Origin of the sequence: Enterobacter mori LMG 25706 (assembly GCF_000211415.1) — a bacterium.
GTDB classification, from domain to species: domain Bacteria; phylum Pseudomonadota; class Gammaproteobacteria; order Enterobacterales; family Enterobacteriaceae; genus Enterobacter; species Enterobacter mori.
The window spans coordinates 49,544-66,090 of record NZ_GL890773.1 but is presented as its reverse complement, the minus strand read 5'-3'; the positions used below and the strand labels follow the sequence as shown (position 1 = coordinate 66,090).

Below are 16,547 nucleotides of genomic sequence, written 5' to 3'. Positions count from 1 at the left end.
GTGGGGGTTCGAGTCCCCCCCCTCGCACCACGACTTTTTAAATGAATTGAACTAAAAATTCAAAAAAGCAGTACATCGGCGAGTAGCGCAGCTTGGTAGCGCAACTGGTTTGGGACCAGTGGGTCGGAGGTTCGAATCCTCTCTCGCCGACCAATTTTGAACCCCGCTTCGGCGGGGTTTTTTGTTTTCTGCGGTTTTCATCCCTGTCGTTATTCCCCAACAACACACTTCTCCATTGTCGCGATTTGGCGACACGCAATGCCTTGAAAATAAACAATTTAATATTCGGTGGCTTTATTGTCTCTTGCCGACGACAGGTTGAATCTCTTATCGGTACATTATCGGGCTTCAGGCGGTTCTTAACAGCAGAATTTCGTTTTATCTTAGAATGTTGCGCAATGTAAAAGTTCTGCGTGTAAACCTGGCATGTAACGTGCAATAATATGCGTGTAGATGCTCATTCCATCTCTTATGCTCGCCTTAGTGCCTCATAAACTCAGGAATGACGCAGAGCCGTTTACGGTGCTTATCGTCCACTGACAGATGTCGCTTCGGCCTCATCAAACACCATGGACACAACGTTGAGTGAAGCACCAAATATGTTGTCTTACAGACCTGTTTTAACGCCTGCTTTTATAGCAGGCGTTTTTTTATGTCTTAATCACTGAAACGCCTCAGTACCAGCGTAACGAAAAGCAGCGCGGTGCCAGAGACCATATACAGCGCCTCAACTGCCCCGAATGCTGTCGCTACCATCGCTGCGAGGCCAGTAAAGAGGGAAGCGCTAAGCGTTTGCCAGCGCCAGGCTTTACTGCTTGCTGACGAAATCTGGGCCATCTGAAAGTTACTAAGTACCCCAAACGTACCTGCCGCAAACACAATATTCGACGCCAGATGTGCAATGAAGATCATTCCCAGCGCGGGCACAACCCAGCCGGATAACAGCGGAAGCACCCCATAAGCAGCCAGAAAGAGAGCAAGGTAGCCCATCAGCAGGAGAGGTTGGGTTGCGACGCGCGTCAGACTGTCTCTCTTGAGCAACATTGGACCGCAAAGCTGCCCCATGCTCCTGGCGAAAAGCAGGGGCAGCGCGAGACCTGCCGCATTCTCAGGCTGTATCTCCTGCGCCAGGGCGGGCAGTAACGCCATAGCGGGTGAGCCTACGGCAGCCAGCGCTGGCAGCAGGAGCAAACAGCGTTTTTGCCGCTGGGTTAGCCTCTTCCAACGTAGCGCGACGAGTGCGTGAGCGTCGGTGGGAGAGGGTTTTATCCGTGCCGCAAACTCTCGCCTCGCCAGCAGGAGCATCAAGAGCGATCCCAGAAAACTGGCGGCATCGATTGCCAGCAAATCGACGAGCGGCATTTTCTGAAAAAGCACGACGCCAAGTCCGGTTCCCAAAAGGACTTGAGAAGCAAATATCAGATTCTCCAGAACGGTTGCGGCAGGCAGCTCGGCATCACTGAGGCCGCGTTTGAACAGCAGCGTTAGCGCAGGCCAGCCGATCCCACTCAATAATGCTTCAGCGGATTGCATGGCAAGCAGGGCGGGTATGCTGTGATAATGCACGCCGAGAAAGGGAAAGATCAGGGCGAGCAATCCCAGTACCTCAGTCAGAATCAGCAAAGACAACGGGGAAAATCGAGAGCACAATTTTTCGCCGATCATACTGCCGAGGAATCCCGGCACCGTGGCAAAAAGAAAAGCGAGCGTCAGCAGTACCGGTGGTGCTGCCCACTGCAGCAGTAAGCCGAAAACAACAACCTGGGTCAAACCATTCCCCAGTGAAGAGAAGATAAACGCGCAGGCAAGCAGGCGCAGCCAGCGGTGGCAGCGCAGCGCTTCAATAAGCGCATACAAAAGCGAATTCATGACGATTTCCTTTCAAAAACGTTTTACTCCACGCTGCAAAATGCGCGTGTGCGAAAAAGGGGTTAATGAAAAGCGATCGTTACATTGGCGGGTTCGTTTTCTGCGGAAGATGCAATGAATGTAGCAGGAGAGTGAAGATAAAAAAAGGAGGCCTAAAGGCCTCCATTTCAATTACGGCTGGTTACCGTTATTTTGCAACGTCAACAGCAACCCGTCACGCCGCATGGCGGCGGCCTCTTCCGGCTTATGCTGCTTATCCAGTGAATCCGCAAGCCAGGCGTAGTCAAACGCGTCCGGACGCTGTTTCAGCGCCGCGCGGAAGGCGAGGCTCGCCTCCTGCCATTCGCCGTGCTTCATCAGCGACTGGCCCAGCGTGCTCCACAGCAGCGGACGGTCGCCCACGGTTTTGATCTGCTGGCGCAGCACTTTTTCGATCTGCTCAGGATTATTGGTTTTCAGGCGCGGGATCACCATTACCAGGCGGTCGTCGTACTGGCGCTTCAGACCGTCGAGGAGGATCTCCTGCGCAGTGTCATGATCGTCACATTCAATCAGATGTTCCGCCATCGCCACCTGCAGTGGAACCTGCTGACGCGTTTTACGGCTCTGATTCTTCCACCAGGTTTTCAGACCGTCGCTGCCCAGGTCGGCACGCGCCTGATCCATCAGCCCAATCCACGCCATGCGCTGCAGTTCGTCACGATGTTCATCGTCACCGACGTCTGCTTTTGCCATCGACGGAATGATGTCCAGCAGTGAACCCCAGGCACCGGTACGGATGTAGGCCTGTTCAGCAAGGCGCAGCACTTCGGGATGACGTGGGGTGATTTCCAGCAGTCGGTCAACGCCGTGGCGCGCCGCATGGTTTTCGTTCCTCGCCAGCTGCAGGCGAACGCGAGTGATCTCCACCGGAATCGGATCTTTAGGCGAAAGCTCAGACGCGCGCTCAAGATGTTGATTAGCACGGGCTTCATCGCCGCGCTGCTGTGCCGCTTCAGCGGCCAGCAGATAATTCACCACCGGCTGTTCTGCGTGATCGGCATTCTTCGACATCAGCTTTTCTACCTGCTGATAATCGCCTTCGGCCAGTTTCAGCAGCGCTTGTTCTGTTTGCTTACGGGCACGACGGCGCTTACGACCAACGAACCAGCCGCGGGTATGCGCCCCGGTGCGGAAAATACGGCGCAGGATCCATTCCACAGCAAGCAGCACCACCACGCCGAGGACCAGGATAATCACTAAGCCGGTAACGCTGGTTTCAATGTTGTAGTTATCAGTCTGGATCAGCACGTAGCCTTGATGACCCGCGAGCATCGGCCCCAGGACGATCCCGGCGATCAGCAGGATAAAGAGTAAGAGGACTTTAAGCATCATTACTCTCCTTGTGGCGCGCTTTCAGGCGCTGGCGCGGCGGCCGGTGCTTCAGCCGTGCCTTCCGCCGGAACGCCGGGCTGGGCCAGCAGGTTACGCACGCGCGTCTGCATCAGCTTCTCCAGAATCGGCTGGCTTTCCAGCTTATCCGGCACGTTCATGGTGATGTTTTGCTGGCTCAGCTTATCAATGTCTTCCAGGAAGGCAGTGGTCGTCGCGTCATCAGTGTTGTAATACGCACGCACCCACGTCGAGACGTTATCCAGCGCCTGCTTGTAGGTCTCTTCCTGATGACGCGGTACGGCCTGTGCCGCAACCAGCAGGCGGGAGCGGATGTTTTCGCGCAGATAGATATCCTGGTTCGGTGCTAACAGCGGCACGGCGGTTTCATCGCGGCGGCGGATGGTGATGAAGCTGTCCATAAAGTTCTGCCAGCTTTTTTGCAGGTTTATGCGCCATTCGCTCAGGGAGCTGGAAAGCTCGGTACCGTCGGAATCCATCGGGGAGTCGTCGTCGTTGTTATCCGCCAGCTGCAGGTTATCAATCTGGTTCGAAAGCTGGTTCACCTTGAGGATAATGCCGTCGTAATCCACCTGCGAGACGGCGGAGAGGCTGGCGATATCTTCGGTAATCGCGCGGCGCGCGGCGATCAGGCTTGGGTCGTTCATGTCTGCCAGGCTCGCGTCGGCGCTTTTCAGCAGCGCGGCGGCAGTGGTAACGTCCTGATCGCTCCAGAGCTTACGTCCGGCCAGTTTCACCAGAAAATCGGCCTGTGAGAGCAGCCAGGTTTTGGCATCGGTACCGGAAATGGTGGCGACTTTCTCCTGCACTTCACTCAGCTGTTTGGTCAACTCTTCCCGTTTGCTGTTCGCATCGGCAAGCGCGGCGGCCTGCTGTTTGATCACGCCTTCCAGCTCGGTTTTCTGCGTCTCCTGCGCTTTTTGCAGGGCGGTAATTTGATTGACCAGCGCATCGCTGGTGGCCGTCTGGTTAGAGCCTTGCTGCTTAACAAGACCGTACAGGCCAACGCCTGCCGCCAGGGCAATGGCGATGGCAATTGCGCTCAGCGCGAGGCTGGTTTTGTTGCTGCCGTTTTTCTTCTCAGCGGTTTTCTCTGTCGTCTCTGGCTGTGGGATTGTGTCCACAGTCTCCCTGGTCTCTTCAACCACGGCGGAGGATTTTTCGTGTTCCGTCATTATGGCTTCCCATTTGAGAGTTATTGTAATGCGCGCAGCAGCGCATCGTTGTCGGCGTTATCAGCGATCCGAATATCTTGCCAGCCCAGTTCCCGGGCGTGGTTCGCCAGACGCTCACTGACGACCAGAAGCCGACAGTGGAGTAACCAGTTCTCACGATACCATTGTGGAATAAGCGACCATAGCTGCTGCAGCATTTCACCGCTGGTTACGACCAGGGTATCGATGCCGCGCATATGCCAGCGCATTGCCTCTTCCGCGCCATCGTAGTGTTTCGCACAACGCTGATAGCATTCGCAGAACGTGACGTTGGCCCCGCGTTCCCGCAGCGTTTCACCCAACAGTTCACGTCCACCGTTACCGCGTAAAATGAGCGCACGTTTTCCGGCAATAGTTTGTAATTCAGGTAATTGTAGCAAGACTTCGCTGATTTCCCGATCTAACGGGTAGCGAACGTCTGCTCCGCTCACGGTATGTAAGGCCAGTGCGGTTGTTCGCCCGATAGCGAAATAGCGGGGAGCAGTTGGCCACTCTCTCCCTGCTTGTTGCAACTGCGCATGGGCAAATTCCACGGCATGTTGCGACAGCGCGAAGATCAGGTCGCCTTCCTGCAGGGCATTCATCTGGTCGACGAGCATGGACAGCTCCCGACCGGGGGAGAATTCAATCAGCGGAAAACTCCAGGCCACCTGCCCCAGTGCGCGCAGACGGCTCACTAATTGCTCTCCTGCGGGAGAAGGGCGGGTGACAAGAATACTCATGCAGGGGGTTCTCCATTATAAACGTCAGCCAGAATTTCGCGGGCACCGTTATCCAGTAACTCTTCGGCCAGCGACACGCCAAGCTGCTCGGCATCTTGCGCCTTACCGCGACGTTCGCCGCGTACCATCTGTGAGCCGTCCGGCGCGCCAACCAGCGCACGCAGCCACAGCTCACCGTCGGTTAATTCAGCATAGCTGCCAATTGGCACCTGACAGCCGCCTTCGAGGCGAGTGTTCATGGCGCGCTCGGCTTTTACGCGGATGGCGGTCTCGTCATGGTTCAGCGGTGCAAGCAGCTCGCGCGTGCGCACATCGTCAAGACGGCACTCAATGCCCACCGCACCCTGGCCCACGGCCGGTAGCGACAGCTCTGGCGGCAATGCGACGCGAATGCGTGATTCCAGTCCCAGGCGCTTCAAGCCGGCAACGGCGAGGATAATGGCATCGTAGTCGCCGTTATCTAGTTTGCCCAGACGCGTACCCACATTTCCGCGCAGCGAGCGAATCACCAGGTCCGGGCGGCGTTCGGCCAGCTGGCACTGACGGCGTAAACTGGACGTGCCAACCACGCTGCCTTCCGGCAACGCGTCAAGAGAATCATACTGGTTGGAGACAAACGCATCGCGCGGATCTTCACGTTCGCAGATGGTCACGAGCCCCAGCCCTTTCGGGAATTCAACGGGCACATCCTTCATGGAGTGCACGGCGATGTCAGCACGGTTCTCAAGCAAGGCCATTTCCAGCTCTTTGACAAACAAGCCTTTTCCACCGACTTTCGCCAGCGGCGTATCAAGGATCACGTCACCGCGCGTCACCATCGGCACCAGCTCGACGCGCAATCCGGAATGGCAGGCTTCAAGGCGCTGCTTCACATAATGTGCCTGCCAGAGCGCAAGAGGGCTTTGGCGTGTGGCAATTCTCAAAACATTGTCTAACATGCTTGTTACCGTCATTATCAATCGCTAACCATCCTAACATTGTTGACTCTGGGATGGCAGTTTTACGGTTGATGAAGGGTGAGAGGGACAAGGCGGCGTATTCGTCTGCCGTAGCCGTATTCAGGAATTTACACGTACAGAACGGTGCTACACTTGTATGTAGCGCATCTTTCTTTACGGTCAACCGGCAAGGTGTTAAATTGATCACGTTTTAGACCATTTTTTCGTCGGTACCACCATAATGATAAGGGCGAAAGAAGGGTAACGGTTATCTTTTTGAAATACTGCGGGCTCGCTGTTATTCGTGTTTTGAATAGCTTACGACACCCGGAAACATCAGGCGATACGTCTTGTACCTCTATATTGAGACTCTGAAACAGAGACTGGATGCCATAAATCAATTGCGCGTGGATCGCGCGCTTGCTGCCATGGGCCCTGCTTTCCAGCAGGTATACAGTCTGCTGCCGACATTATTGCACTATCACCATCCGCTGATGCCGGGTTACCTCGATGGTAACGTTCCCCAGGGCATTTGCCTTTTCACGCCTGATGAAACCCAACAGCACTATCTGAACGAGCTGGAACTCTACCGCGGCATGCCGCCTCAGGTTTCTCCGAAAGGTGAACTGCCCATCACTGGCGTTTACTCAATGGGGAGCACCTCATCGGTAGGGCAAAGCTGTTCTTCTGACCTGGATATCTGGGTCTGCCATCAATCCTGGCTCGATAACGAAGAGCGCCAGCTGCTGCAGCGTAAATGCAGCCTGCTGGAGAGCTGGGCGGCGTCGCTCGGCGTGGAAGTGAGCTTCTTCCTGATTGATGAAAACCGTTTCCGCCATAACGAAAGCGGCAGTCTCGGTGGTGAAGACTGCGGCTCGACTCAGCACATCTTATTGCTGGATGAGTTCTACCGTACCGCCGTTCGCCTCGCCGGGAAGCGTATTCGGTGGAATATGGTGCCGTGCGATGAAGAAGAGCATTACGACGATTATGTCATGTCGCTCTATTCTCAGGGCGTACTGACACCAAACGAATGGCTGGATCTGGGGGGCCTCAGCTCTCTGTCCGCCGAAGAGTACTTTGGCGCGAGCCTCTGGCAGCTTTATAAGAGCATCGACTCACCGTACAAAGCGGTGCTGAAAACGCTGCTGCTGGAAGCCTATTCCTGGGAATACCCTACGCCGCGCCTGCTGGCGAAAGACATCAAACAGCGTCTGCACGACGGGGAGATTGTCTCCTACGGGCTTGATGCCTACTGCATGATGCTGGAACGCGTTACCGAATACCTGAAAGCCATTGATGACACCACACGTCTCGATCTGGTGCGTCGATGTTTCTATCTCAAAGTCTGTGAAAAACTGAGCCGCGAACGCGCCTGCGTGGGCTGGCGTCGTGAAGTGGTCAGTCAGTTAGTCAAAGAATGGGGATGGGACGAAGCGCGTCTGTCCATGCTCGACAACCGCGCCAACTGGAAGATCGATCAGGTGCGTGAAGCGCACAACGAACTGCTCGATGCAATGATGCAAAGTTATCGTAATCTGATCCGCTTTGCGCGCCGTAACAACCTCAGCGTTTCCGCCAGCCCGCAGGACATCGGGGTATTGACCCGCAAGCTGTACGCCGCGTTTGAAGCGCTGCCGGGTAAAGTCACCCTGGTGAACCCGCAGATTTCACCTGACCTGTCAGAGCCGAACCTGACCTTTATCTTTGTGCCACCGGGCCGCGCAAACCGCACCGGGTGGTATCTGTACAACCGTGCCCCAAGCATGGATTCGATCATCAGCCATCAGCCGCTGGAGTATAACCGCTACCTGAACAAGCTGGTGGCCTGGGCCTGGTTTAACGGCCTGCTGACCTCGCGCACGCGTCTGTTTATCAAAGGCAACGATGTGGTTGATTTAGCCAAGCTGCAGGAGATGGTCGCTGACGTCTCGCACCACTTCCCGCTGCGTCTGCCTGCGCCAACGCCAAAAGCGCTCTACAGCCCATGCGAGATTCGCCATCTGGCGATTATCGTCAACCTGGAGTACGACCCGACGGCGGCCTTCCGCAATCAGGTGGTCCATTTTGACTTCCGCAAGCTGGACGTCTTCAGCTTTGGCGAGCAGCAAAACTGCCTGGTGGGCAGCGTAGACCTGCTGTACCGCAACTCGTGGAATGAAGTACGTACCCTGCACTTCAACGGCGAGCAGGCGATGATCGAAGCGCTGAAAACCATTCTTGGCAAGATGCACCAGGACGCCGCGCCACCGGACAGCGTCGAAGTGTTCTGCTACAGCCAGCACCTGCGCGGTTTGATTCGTACCCGCGTGCAGCAGCTGGTCTCTGAGTGCATCGAACTGCGTCTTTCCAGCACCCGTCACGAAACCGGGCGCTTTAAAGCGCTGCGCGTCTCCGGCCAGACCTGGGGGCTGTTCTTCGAGCGCCTGAACGTGTCAGTACAGAAGCTGGAAAATGCCATTGAGTTCTACGGCGCGATTTCACACAACAAGCTACATGGCCTGTCGGTGCAGGTTGAAACCAACCACGTTAAGCTGCCGCAGGTGGTGGATGGTTTTGCGAGCGAAGGGATTATTCAGTTCTTCTTCGAAGAGTCAGGTGAGGATGCCGGTTTCAATATCTACATCCTTGATGAGACTAACCGCGCCGAGGTGTATCACCACTGTGAAGGCAGTAAAGAGGAGCTGGTGCGCGATGTCAGCCGCTTCTATTCCTCTTCGCACGACCGTTTTACCTACGGCTCAAGCTTCATTAACTTCAACCTGCCGCAGTTCTATCAGATTGTGAACGTCGATGGTCGTACGCAGGTGATCCCGTTCCGGACCCAGGCCGTAACGCCTGCCGCGCCGGCGAATCAGGATACCGCGCCGCTGTTGCAGCAGTATTTCTCCTGAGCCTTTTCGCCGGGTGGCGCTAACGCTTACCCGGCCTACGGTCCGAGTCGCTGTAGCCGCCACCCGGCAACAAAACTACCTGAAACTCACTGCCTCACCCGCCTGCGCGGTCGCCGCCTGTTCCAGCAGATCCCAGAACTGTACGCCGCTACGGTCGCAGACCCATTCCCCGTCTTTCAGATCGAAGTGATAGCCGCCCTGTTTGGCCGCCAGCCACACCTGGTGAAGCGGCTCCTGGCGGTTAATAATAATTTTGCTGCCGTTTTCAAAGCTTAAGGTCAGGATACCGCCGTTTATTTCACAATCGATATCGCTGTCGCCGTCCCAGTCGTCCAGGCGCTCTTCGATGGTCATCCACAGGGTGTCGGCAAGGCGATGGAATTCACTGTCATTCATGGTTTTGTTCCTGTTTTTCGTGATGGCGGCAGTATAACGCTAAATAATTCCCGTTGCAGGAAAGCGGCAAACTCTTGCTTTTGTGTCTTCTCCTGCGATGATAGAAACAGATTTGAACTTACGAGCAACTTGATAATGAAAAACGTCTTCCGAACGCTTGCCGTTCTCGTCACGCTGTTTAGCCTGACGGGTTGTGGACTGAAAGGACCGTTGTACTTCCCGCCAGAGGATAAAAACGCACCGCCGCCAACGAAACCGGTGCAAAGCGGCATTGAGTCAACTACGCCAGATACTAACGATCGCGGCGATAACGGTGGCCCGACTCAGGTTAATCTCTGACAGATTACGTTCTGTACCCGCGCAATGGAGCAAATGATGCAGTTCTCTAAAATGCATGGCCTTGGCAACGATTTTATGGTCGTCGACGCGGTAACGCAGAATGTGTTTTTCTCCCCGGAGCTGATTCGCCGCCTGGCGGATCGGCACGTGGGCGTGGGGTTCGATCAGCTGCTGGTGGTCGAGCCGCCTTACGATCCCGATCTTGATTTCCACTACCGCATTTTTAACGCTGACGGCAGCGAAGTTAACCAGTGCGGCAACGGCGCGCGCTGTTTTGCCCGCTTTGTCCGCCTGAAAGGGCTGACCAACAAGCGCGATATTCGCGTCAGTACTGCGAACGGCCGTATGGTGCTCAGCGTGACCGATGACGAACTGGTACGCGTGAATATGGGCGAGCCAAACTTCGAGCCTTCCGCCGTACCGTTCCGCGCAAACAAAGCGGAAAAGACCTATATTATGCGTGCGGCCGAGCAGACAGTATTGTGCGGCGTCGTCTCGATGGGTAACCCTCACTGTGTGATTCAGGTTGATGATGTGCAAACCGCCGCGGTTGAAACGCTCGGTCCGGTGCTGGAAAGCCACGAACGTTTCCCGGAGCGCGCGAACATCGGTTTTATGCAGGTGGTGAAGCGTGAGCACATCCGTCTGCGGGTTTACGAGCGCGGCGCGGGCGAAACCCAGGCCTGCGGAAGCGGTGCCTGTGCTGCAGTTGCTGTGGGCATCTCTCAGGGGTTACTGGCAGAAGAGGTTCGCGTGGAGTTACCGGGCGGTCGGCTTGATATCGCCTGGAAAGGACCGGGTCATCCACTGTATATGACGGGCCCGGCGACACATGTTTATGACGGGTTTATCCATCTATGAAACAACCAGGGGAAGAACTGCAGGAAATAATGACGGAACTGGATGACAGCGCTGTTGTTGATTACCTGCTGAACAATCCTGAGTTTTTTATCCGCAATGCACGCGTTGTTGAACAGATGCGCGTTCCGCATCCGGTTCGTGAAACCGTGTCGCTGGTCGAATGGCACATGGCGCGCTCGCGCAAGCACATCAATCAGCTTGAAGAGAACATGACGCTGTTGATGGAGCAGGCCAGCAATAACGAGAGCCTGTTTTATCGTCTGCTGCACCTGCAGGCGCGTCTGGCCTCGGCGCACAGCCTTGAAGAGTTCCTCAGCCGCTTCCACCGCTGGGCGCGTGAGCTTGGGCTGGCTGGCGCGACGATTCGCCTCTTCCCGGACCGCTGGCGCATTGGTGCGCCGTCCGGGTTTACCCATCTGTCGCTGAGCCGCCAGGCGTTTGAGCCTCTGCGCATTCAGCGTCTGGGCCGTGAGCAGCACTATCTCGGGCCGCTAAACGGGCCTGAGCTGCTGGTCGTGTTGCCGGAAGCCAAAGCGATTGGCTCGGTGGCGATGTCGTTGATGGGGCGCGATGGCGATCTGGGCGTGATGTTATTTACCAGCCGTGACGCACATCATTATGAGCAGGGGCAGGGTACGCACCTGCTGCAGGAAATCGCCCTGATGCTACCTGAGCTGCTGGAGCGCTGGATTGAGCGCGTATGACAGATGCACTCGCCGCTGACGTCACGCGCTTTCTGCGCTATCTGGGCGTGGAACGTCAGCTCAGCCCCATAACGCTGCTTAACTATCAGCGTCAGCTTGATGCCATCATCCAGATTGCCGACGAGATCGGCCTGAAAAGCTGGCAACAATGTGATGCTGCCACGGTGCGCGGGTTCGTTGTGCGTAGCCGTAAAAAAAACCTCAGCCCGGCGAGCCTGGCGCTCAGGCTTTCTGCTCTGCGCAGTTTCTTCGACTGGCTGGTGAGCCAGGGCGGTTTAAAAGCCAACCCGGCGAAAGGCATCGCCACGCCAAAAGCCCCTCGCCATCTGCCGAAAAATATCGACGTCGACGACGTAAATCGCCTGCTGGATATCGACCTTAACGATCCGCTGGCTGTGCGCGACCGCGCGATGCTGGAGGTGATGTACGGTGCGGGCCTGCGTCTCTCTGAGCTGGTGAACCTTGATTTAAAGCATCTCGATCTGGAATCCGGCGAAGTGTGGGTCATGGGCAAGGGCAGCAAAGAACGCCGTCTGCCGATTGGCCGCAACGCGGTTTCCTGGATTGAGCACTGGCTGGATCTGCGCGGGCTGTTTGGCGCAGAGGAGAATGCGCTGTTTTTATCAAAGCTCGGCAAGCGGATCTCGGCGCGTAACGTGCAGAAGCGCTTTGCGGAGTGGGGCATCAAGCAGGGGCTAAACAGCCACGTTCACCCGCACAAGCTGCGCCACTCGTTCGCCACCCACATGCTGGAATCCAGCGGCGATCTGCGCGGCGTGCAGGAACTGCTTGGCCACGCAAATCTGTCGACCACTCAAATCTATACCCACTTAGACTTCCAACACCTTGCCTCGGTGTATGACGCGGCGCATCCACGCGCCAAACGGGGGAAATAATGCGTTTTTACCGCCCACTCGGTCAGATCTCGGCCCTGACGTTTGACCTTGATGACACCCTTTATGACAACCGTGAGGTGATCCTGCGTACTGAGCAGGAGTCGCTGGCGTTTGTGCAGAACTACCATCCCGCGCTGAAAGCGATGCAGAACAAGGATTTTCAGACCCTGCGTCAGTCCCTGCGGGAGACCGAGCCGGACATTTACCACGACGTGACCGAATGGCGTCGTCGTGCGGTTGAGCAGGCGATGCTCAACGTGGGCCTGAGCGTACAGGACGCGGCCATCGGTGCCGAAGCGGCAATGGAAAACTTCGCCAAATGGCGTAGCCGTATCGACGTGCCGCAGGAGACCCACGATACGCTGGCGAAGCTTGCCGAAAAGTGGCCGCTGGTGGCCATCACTAACGGTAACGCCCAGCCTGAACTGTTTGGCCTCGGCGATTACTTTGAGTTCGTGCTGCGCGCGGGCCCGCACGGGCGCTCGAAGCCGTTCAGCGATATGTACCATCTGGCTGCGGAAAAAATGAACCTGCCGCTTGGTGAAATTTTGCACGTGGGCGACGATCTGACCACGGATGTAGCGGGTGCCATTCGCTGCGGCATGCAGGCCTGCTGGATCAAGCCAGAAAACGCCGACCTGATGACCACGAAGGATAGCCGTCTTCTGCCGCACGTGGAAATTTCGCGGTTGGCATCCCTCACGACGCTGATATAATCACCAGTAATATTGTATAAATTACCAGGGTTTTGCAGTTGTAGGCCCGGTAAGCGAAGCGCCACCGGGCGTTTTGCTGTGTTCCTGAATACTATGTGACGGTGCCAATGGACGTTTCTTACCTGCTCGACAGCCTTAATGACAAACAGCGTGAAGCCGTAGCGGCCTCGCGCACCAATATGCTGGTGCTGGCTGGAGCGGGCAGTGGAAAGACGCGCGTGCTGGTTCACCGTATTGCCTGGTTGCAGAGCGTGGAGAACTGCTCGCCGTACTCCATCATGGCGGTCACGTTTACCAACAAGGCGGCGGCGGAGATGCGTCACCGTATCGCACAGCTGATGGGCACCAGCCAGGGCGGTATGTGGGTTGGCACCTTCCACGGCCTGGCGCACCGCCTGCTGCGCGCGCACCATATGGACGCCAACCTGCCACAGGATTTCCAGATCCTCGACAGCGAAGACCAGTTGCGCCTGCTGAAGCGCCTGATCAAGGCGATGAACCTCGACGAGAAGCAGTGGCCGCCGCGTCAGGCGATGTGGTACATCAACGGCCAGAAAGATGAAGGGCTGCGCCCGCACCACATTCAGAGCTTCGGCAACCCGGTCGAGCAGACCTGGCAGAACGTCTACAAGGCCTATCAGGAAGCGTGCGATCGCGCCGGTCTGGTGGATTTCGCCGAGCTGCTGCTGCGCGCCCACGAGCTGTGGCTCAACAAGCCGCACATCCTGCAGCACTATCGTGAACGCTTCACCAATATCCTGGTGGACGAATTCCAGGATACCAACAACATCCAGTACGCGTGGATCCGCCTGCTGGCCGGTGATACCGGCAAGGTAATGATCGTAGGCGATGATGACCAGTCGATCTACGGCTGGCGCGGGGCGCAGGTGGAGAACATCCAGCGCTTCCTCAAGGACTTCCCCGGCGCGGAAACCATCCGTCTGGAGCAGAACTACCGCTCGACGAACAATATCCTCAGCGCGGCTAACGCCCTGATCGAAAACAACAACGGGCGTTTGGGTAAAAAGCTGTGGACCGACGGCGTCGACGGCGAACCGATTTCGATTTACTGCGCCTTCAACGAGCTCGACGAAGCCCGCTTCGTGGTGAACCGCATCAAAACCTGGCAGGACAACGGCGGCGCCCTGGAGCAGTGCGCCATTCTCTACCGCAGCAACGCCCAGTCGCGCGTGCTGGAAGAGGCGCTGCTGCAGGTGAGCATGCCGTACCGCATTTACGGCGGGATGCGCTTCTTCGAACGTCAGGAGATCAAGGATGCGCTCTCGTATCTGCGCCTGATCGCCAACCGCAACGACGATGCGGCGTTTGAGCGCGTGGTGAACACGCCGACGCGCGGCATCGGTGACCGCACGCTGGACGTGGTGCGCCAGGCCTCGCGTGACCGCCAGCTTACGCTATGGCAGGCATGCCGCGAGCTGCTGCAGGAAAAAGCCCTCGCCGGACGTGCCGCCAGCGCATTACAGCGCTTCCTCGAACTGATTGACGCGCTGGCGCAGGAAACGGCCGATATGCCGCTGCACGTGCAGACTGACCGGGTGATTAAAGACTCCGGCCTGCGCATCATGTACGAGCAGGAAAAAGGCGAGAAGGGCCAGACCCGTATTGAGAACTTAGAGGAACTGGTGACGGCAACGCGCCAGTTCAGCTACAACGAAGAAGACGAAGACCTGATGCCGCTGCAGGCGTTTTTGTCCCACGCCGCGCTGGAAGCGGGAGAAGGGCAGGCGGATACCTGGCAGGATGCGGTTCAGCTGATGACCCTGCACTCCGCCAAAGGTCTGGAGTTCCCGCAGGTGTTTATCGTTGGGATGGAAGAGGGGATGTTCCCGAGCCAGATGTCGCTGGATGAAGGCGGGCGTCTGGAAGAAGAGCGTCGTCTGGCCTACGTGGGCGTGACCCGTGCGATGCAAAAGCTAACGCTGACCTACGCCGAAACCCGCCGTCTGTACGGCAAAGAGGTTTATCACCGTCCGTCGCGCTTCATCGGCGAGCTGCCGGAAGAGTGCGTGGAAGAGGTGCGTCTGCGGGCAAGCATCAGCCGTCCGGTCAACCATCAACGTATGGGTTCACCCATCGCTGAAACCGATACCGGCTACAAGCTGGGCCAGCGCGTGCGTCATTCGAAATTTGGTGAAGGCACCATCGTGAACCTCGAAGGTAGCGGTGAACACAGCCGCTTACAGGTGGCGTTCCAGGGCCAGGGGATCAAATGGCTGGTGGCTGCTTACGCCAGGCTGGAAACCGTGTAACTTTCAGAAAAATATCATTATTTTGTAATAATCTGCTAACCTTATAGGCTGAAGGTCAATTAATGCCCTTCAGCGTTCCGTTGCGTGTTGACGCCACAGTTACTGCTGGCGTAACAGGCGCGCACGATTACGCTAAGAGGACATTCGCCTTGGACACACCCAGTAGATACTGGCTCAATTCCCTGTCATCCAGGAACAACTCCTAAGGCTATCTCCCCTTGCTGATGGCCTTAGTGGTTGTCAGCGACTGGATTATCCCCGTCGCGCTGAGTCAGGCTGTTTAATGGTCTGAAACCCAAATTGTTTCTGTGTGCCCACCGAACTGTCCGATATTTTTTGCATTGGGAGTCCCGGTCATGTTGAGCGCATTTCAACTCGAAAATAACCGACTGACTCGGCTTGAAGCCGAAGAGTCACAGCCCCTCGTTGATGCCGTATGGGTGGATCTGGTCGAGCCGGACGACGATGAGCGCCTTCGCGTACAATCTGAGCTGGGGCAAAGCCTGGCAACGCGTCCTGAACTGGAAGACATCGAAGCATCCGCACGTTTTTTTGAAGATGAAGACGGTCTGCACATTCACTCCTTCTTCTTCTTTGAAGACGCTGATGACCACGCGGGTAACTCCACCGTGGCGTTTACCATCCGCGATGGTCGTCTGTTTACCCTGCGCGAGCGCGAACTGCCTGCGTTTCGTCTCTACCGCATGCGCGCCCGTAGCCAGGCGATGGTGGACGGTAATGCTTACGAGCTGCTGCTCGATCTGTTCGAAACCAAAATTGAACAGCTGGCGGACGAAATTGAGAACATCTACAGCGACCTGGAAAAGCTGAGCCGCGTGATCATGGAAGGCCATCAGGGCGATGAATATGACGAAGCGCTTTCGACGCTGGCGGAGCAGGAAGATATCGGCTGGAAAGTGCGTTTGTGTCTGATGGATACCCAGCGTGCGCTGAACTTCCTGGTGCGTAAAGCACGTCTGCCGGGCGGTCAGCTGGAGCAGGCGCGTGAGATCTTACGAGATATCGAATCCCTGCTGCCGCACAACGAATCCCTGTTCCAGAAGGTGAACTTCCTGATGCAGGCGGCGATGGGCTTTATCAACATCGAGCAGAACCGCATCATCAAGATCTTCTCGGTGGTATCCGTGGTGTTCCTGCCGCCGACGCTGGTGGCATCCAGCTATGGGATGAACTTTGAGTTTATGCCGGAGCTGAAGTGGAGCTTTGGCTACCCGGGGGCGATTATCTTCATGATCCTCGCCGGGCTGGCGCCGTATCTCTATTTCAAGCGTCGGAACTGGCTGTAAAAATCTGGCGGGTGGCGCTGCGCTTACCC

General features: G+C 56.6%; 15 protein-coding genes and 1 tRNA gene. 10 read left to right on the top strand and 6 right to left on the bottom strand.

Annotated elements, in window-relative coordinates; genetic code table 11:
* Positions 1-76 precede the first annotated feature (76 nt).
* A tRNA-Pro gene (locus ENTMO_RS0100950) sits at positions 77-153 on the top strand.
* Between the two features lie 504 nt (positions 154-657).
* Here ENTMO_RS0100950 and ENTMO_RS0100945 read toward each other — a convergent pair.
* The 5 genes from ENTMO_RS0100945 to hemC all read right to left on the bottom strand — a co-directional run bounded on the left by ENTMO_RS0100945 (position 658) and on the right by hemC (position 6,135).
* Entirely contained in the window at positions 658-1,869 is a 1,212-nt protein-coding gene (locus tag ENTMO_RS0100945; RefSeq protein ID WP_010426331.1) for an MFS transporter, read from the bottom strand.
* Between the two features lie 171 nt (positions 1,870-2,040).
* Entirely contained in the window at positions 2,041-3,240 is a 1,200-nt protein-coding gene (hemY, locus tag ENTMO_RS0100940) for a protoheme IX biogenesis protein HemY (RefSeq protein WP_029484909.1), read from the bottom strand.
* Positions 3,241-3,242: 2 nt separating this feature from the next.
* Positions 3,243-4,436 (bottom strand): uroporphyrinogen-III C-methyltransferase, encoded by a 1,194-nt coding sequence (gene hemX, locus ENTMO_RS0100935; protein WP_010426327.1) that lies wholly within the window; start codon positions 4,434-4,436, stop codon positions 3,243-3,245.
* A gap of 20 nt (positions 4,437-4,456) precedes the next feature.
* Positions 4,457-5,197, bottom strand: coding sequence for a uroporphyrinogen-III synthase (gene hemD / locus ENTMO_RS0100930; protein ID WP_029484908.1), 741 nt, complete (start codon positions 5,195-5,197; stop codon positions 4,457-4,459).
* Positions 5,194-6,135: a hydroxymethylbilane synthase gene (gene hemC, locus ENTMO_RS0100925; RefSeq protein ID WP_010426323.1), complete on the bottom strand. Its 942-nt coding sequence runs from the start codon at positions 6,133-6,135 to the stop codon at positions 5,194-5,196. Before hemC ends, hemD begins: the two co-directional genes overlap by 4 nt.
* A gap of 350 nt (positions 6,136-6,485) precedes the next feature.
* On the opposite strand from hemC, the gene cyaA reads away from it, so the two are divergent.
* Positions 6,486-9,029 (top strand): class I adenylate cyclase, encoded by a 2,544-nt coding sequence (gene cyaA, locus ENTMO_RS0100920; RefSeq protein ID WP_010426320.1) that lies wholly within the window; start codon positions 6,486-6,488, stop codon positions 9,027-9,029.
* 75 nt (positions 9,030-9,104) lie between these two features.
* Here cyaA and cyaY read toward each other — a convergent pair whose 3' ends face one another.
* Positions 9,105-9,425 carry an iron donor protein CyaY gene (cyaY, locus tag ENTMO_RS0100915; protein ID WP_010426317.1) on the bottom strand — a complete coding sequence of 107 codons (321 nt, stop codon included), beginning with the start codon at positions 9,423-9,425 and terminating at the stop codon, positions 9,105-9,107.
* Positions 9,426-9,560: 135 nt separating this feature from the next.
* Between cyaY and lptM the strand changes: the two genes are divergently transcribed.
* The 8 genes from lptM (at position 9,561) to corA (ending at position 16,518) form a co-directional block, all read left to right on the top strand.
* The gene (gene lptM / locus ENTMO_RS0100910; RefSeq protein WP_010426315.1) at positions 9,561-9,764 is read left to right on the top strand and encodes an LPS translocon maturation chaperone LptM; all 204 of its coding nucleotides are present in this window, start codon (positions 9,561-9,563) and stop codon (positions 9,762-9,764) included.
* 36 nt (positions 9,765-9,800) lie between these two features.
* Positions 9,801-10,625 (top strand): diaminopimelate epimerase, encoded by an 825-nt coding sequence (gene dapF / locus ENTMO_RS0100905; RefSeq protein ID WP_010426314.1) that lies wholly within the window; start codon positions 9,801-9,803, stop codon positions 10,623-10,625.
* Entirely contained in the window at positions 10,622-11,329 is a 708-nt protein-coding gene (locus ENTMO_RS0100900) for a DUF484 domain-containing protein (RefSeq protein ID WP_010426313.1), read from the top strand. Before dapF ends, ENTMO_RS0100900 begins: the two co-directional genes overlap by 4 nt.
* Positions 11,326-12,225, top strand: a complete 900-nt coding sequence (gene xerC / locus ENTMO_RS0100895; RefSeq protein ID WP_010426310.1) for a tyrosine recombinase XerC — start codon at positions 11,326-11,328, stop codon at positions 12,223-12,225. The genes ENTMO_RS0100900 and xerC overlap by 4 nt, the downstream gene beginning before the upstream one ends.
* Entirely contained in the window at positions 12,225-12,941 is a 717-nt protein-coding gene (gene yigB, locus ENTMO_RS0100890) for a 5-amino-6-(5-phospho-D-ribitylamino)uracil phosphatase YigB (RefSeq protein ID WP_010426308.1), read from the top strand. Before xerC ends, yigB begins: the two co-directional genes overlap by 1 nt.
* Positions 12,942-13,048: 107 nt before the next feature.
* The gene (gene uvrD / locus ENTMO_RS0100885) at positions 13,049-15,211 is read left to right on the top strand and encodes a DNA helicase II (protein ID WP_010426306.1); all 2,163 of its coding nucleotides are present in this window, start codon (positions 13,049-13,051) and stop codon (positions 15,209-15,211) included.
* A 149-nt stretch (positions 15,212-15,360) separates the two neighbouring features.
* Positions 15,361-15,417, top strand: a complete 57-nt coding sequence (gene ysgD, locus ENTMO_RS26365; RefSeq protein ID WP_212743980.1) for a YsgD/CorL family protein — start codon at positions 15,361-15,363, stop codon at positions 15,415-15,417.
* Between the two features lie 150 nt (positions 15,418-15,567).
* Entirely contained in the window at positions 15,568-16,518 is a 951-nt protein-coding gene (corA, locus tag ENTMO_RS0100880) for a magnesium/cobalt transporter CorA (protein ID WP_010426304.1), read from the top strand.
* Positions 16,519-16,547: the final 29 nt, after the last annotated feature.

Excerpts from the sequence above, each read along its gene's own strand:
- ENTMO_RS0100900 (WP_010426313.1), top strand. The coding sequence starts at position 10,622 with ATGAAACAACCAGGGGAAGAACTGCAGGAAATAATGACGGAACTGGAT.
- xerC (WP_010426310.1), top strand. The coding sequence starts at position 11,326 with ATGACAGATGCACTCGCCGCTGACGTCACGCGCTTTCTGCGCTATCTG.
- corA (WP_010426304.1), top strand. The coding sequence starts at position 15,568 with ATGTTGAGCGCATTTCAACTCGAAAATAACCGACTGACTCGGCTTGAA.
- hemX (WP_010426327.1), bottom strand. The coding sequence starts at position 4,436 with ATGACGGAACACGAAAAATCCTCCGCCGTGGTTGAAGAGACCAGGGAG.
- cyaY (WP_010426317.1), bottom strand. The coding sequence starts at position 9,425 with ATGAATGACAGTGAATTCCATCGCCTTGCCGACACCCTGTGGATGACC.
- yigB (WP_010426308.1), top strand. The coding sequence starts at position 12,225 with ATGCGTTTTTACCGCCCACTCGGTCAGATCTCGGCCCTGACGTTTGAC.
- dapF (WP_010426314.1), top strand. The coding sequence starts at position 9,801 with ATGCAGTTCTCTAAAATGCATGGCCTTGGCAACGATTTTATGGTCGTC.
- hemC (WP_010426323.1), bottom strand. The coding sequence starts at position 6,135 with ATGTTAGACAATGTTTTGAGAATTGCCACACGCCAAAGCCCTCTTGCG.
- hemD (WP_029484908.1), bottom strand. The coding sequence starts at position 5,197 with ATGAGTATTCTTGTCACCCGCCCTTCTCCCGCAGGAGAGCAATTAGTG.
- ENTMO_RS0100945 (WP_010426331.1), bottom strand. The coding sequence starts at position 1,869 with ATGAATTCGCTTTTGTATGCGCTTATTGAAGCGCTGCGCTGCCACCGC.
- hemY (WP_029484909.1), bottom strand. The coding sequence starts at position 3,240 with ATGCTTAAAGTCCTCTTACTCTTTATCCTGCTGATCGCCGGGATCGTC.
- uvrD (WP_010426306.1), top strand. The coding sequence starts at position 13,049 with ATGGACGTTTCTTACCTGCTCGACAGCCTTAATGACAAACAGCGTGAA.
- lptM (WP_010426315.1), top strand. The coding sequence starts at position 9,561 with ATGAAAAACGTCTTCCGAACGCTTGCCGTTCTCGTCACGCTGTTTAGC.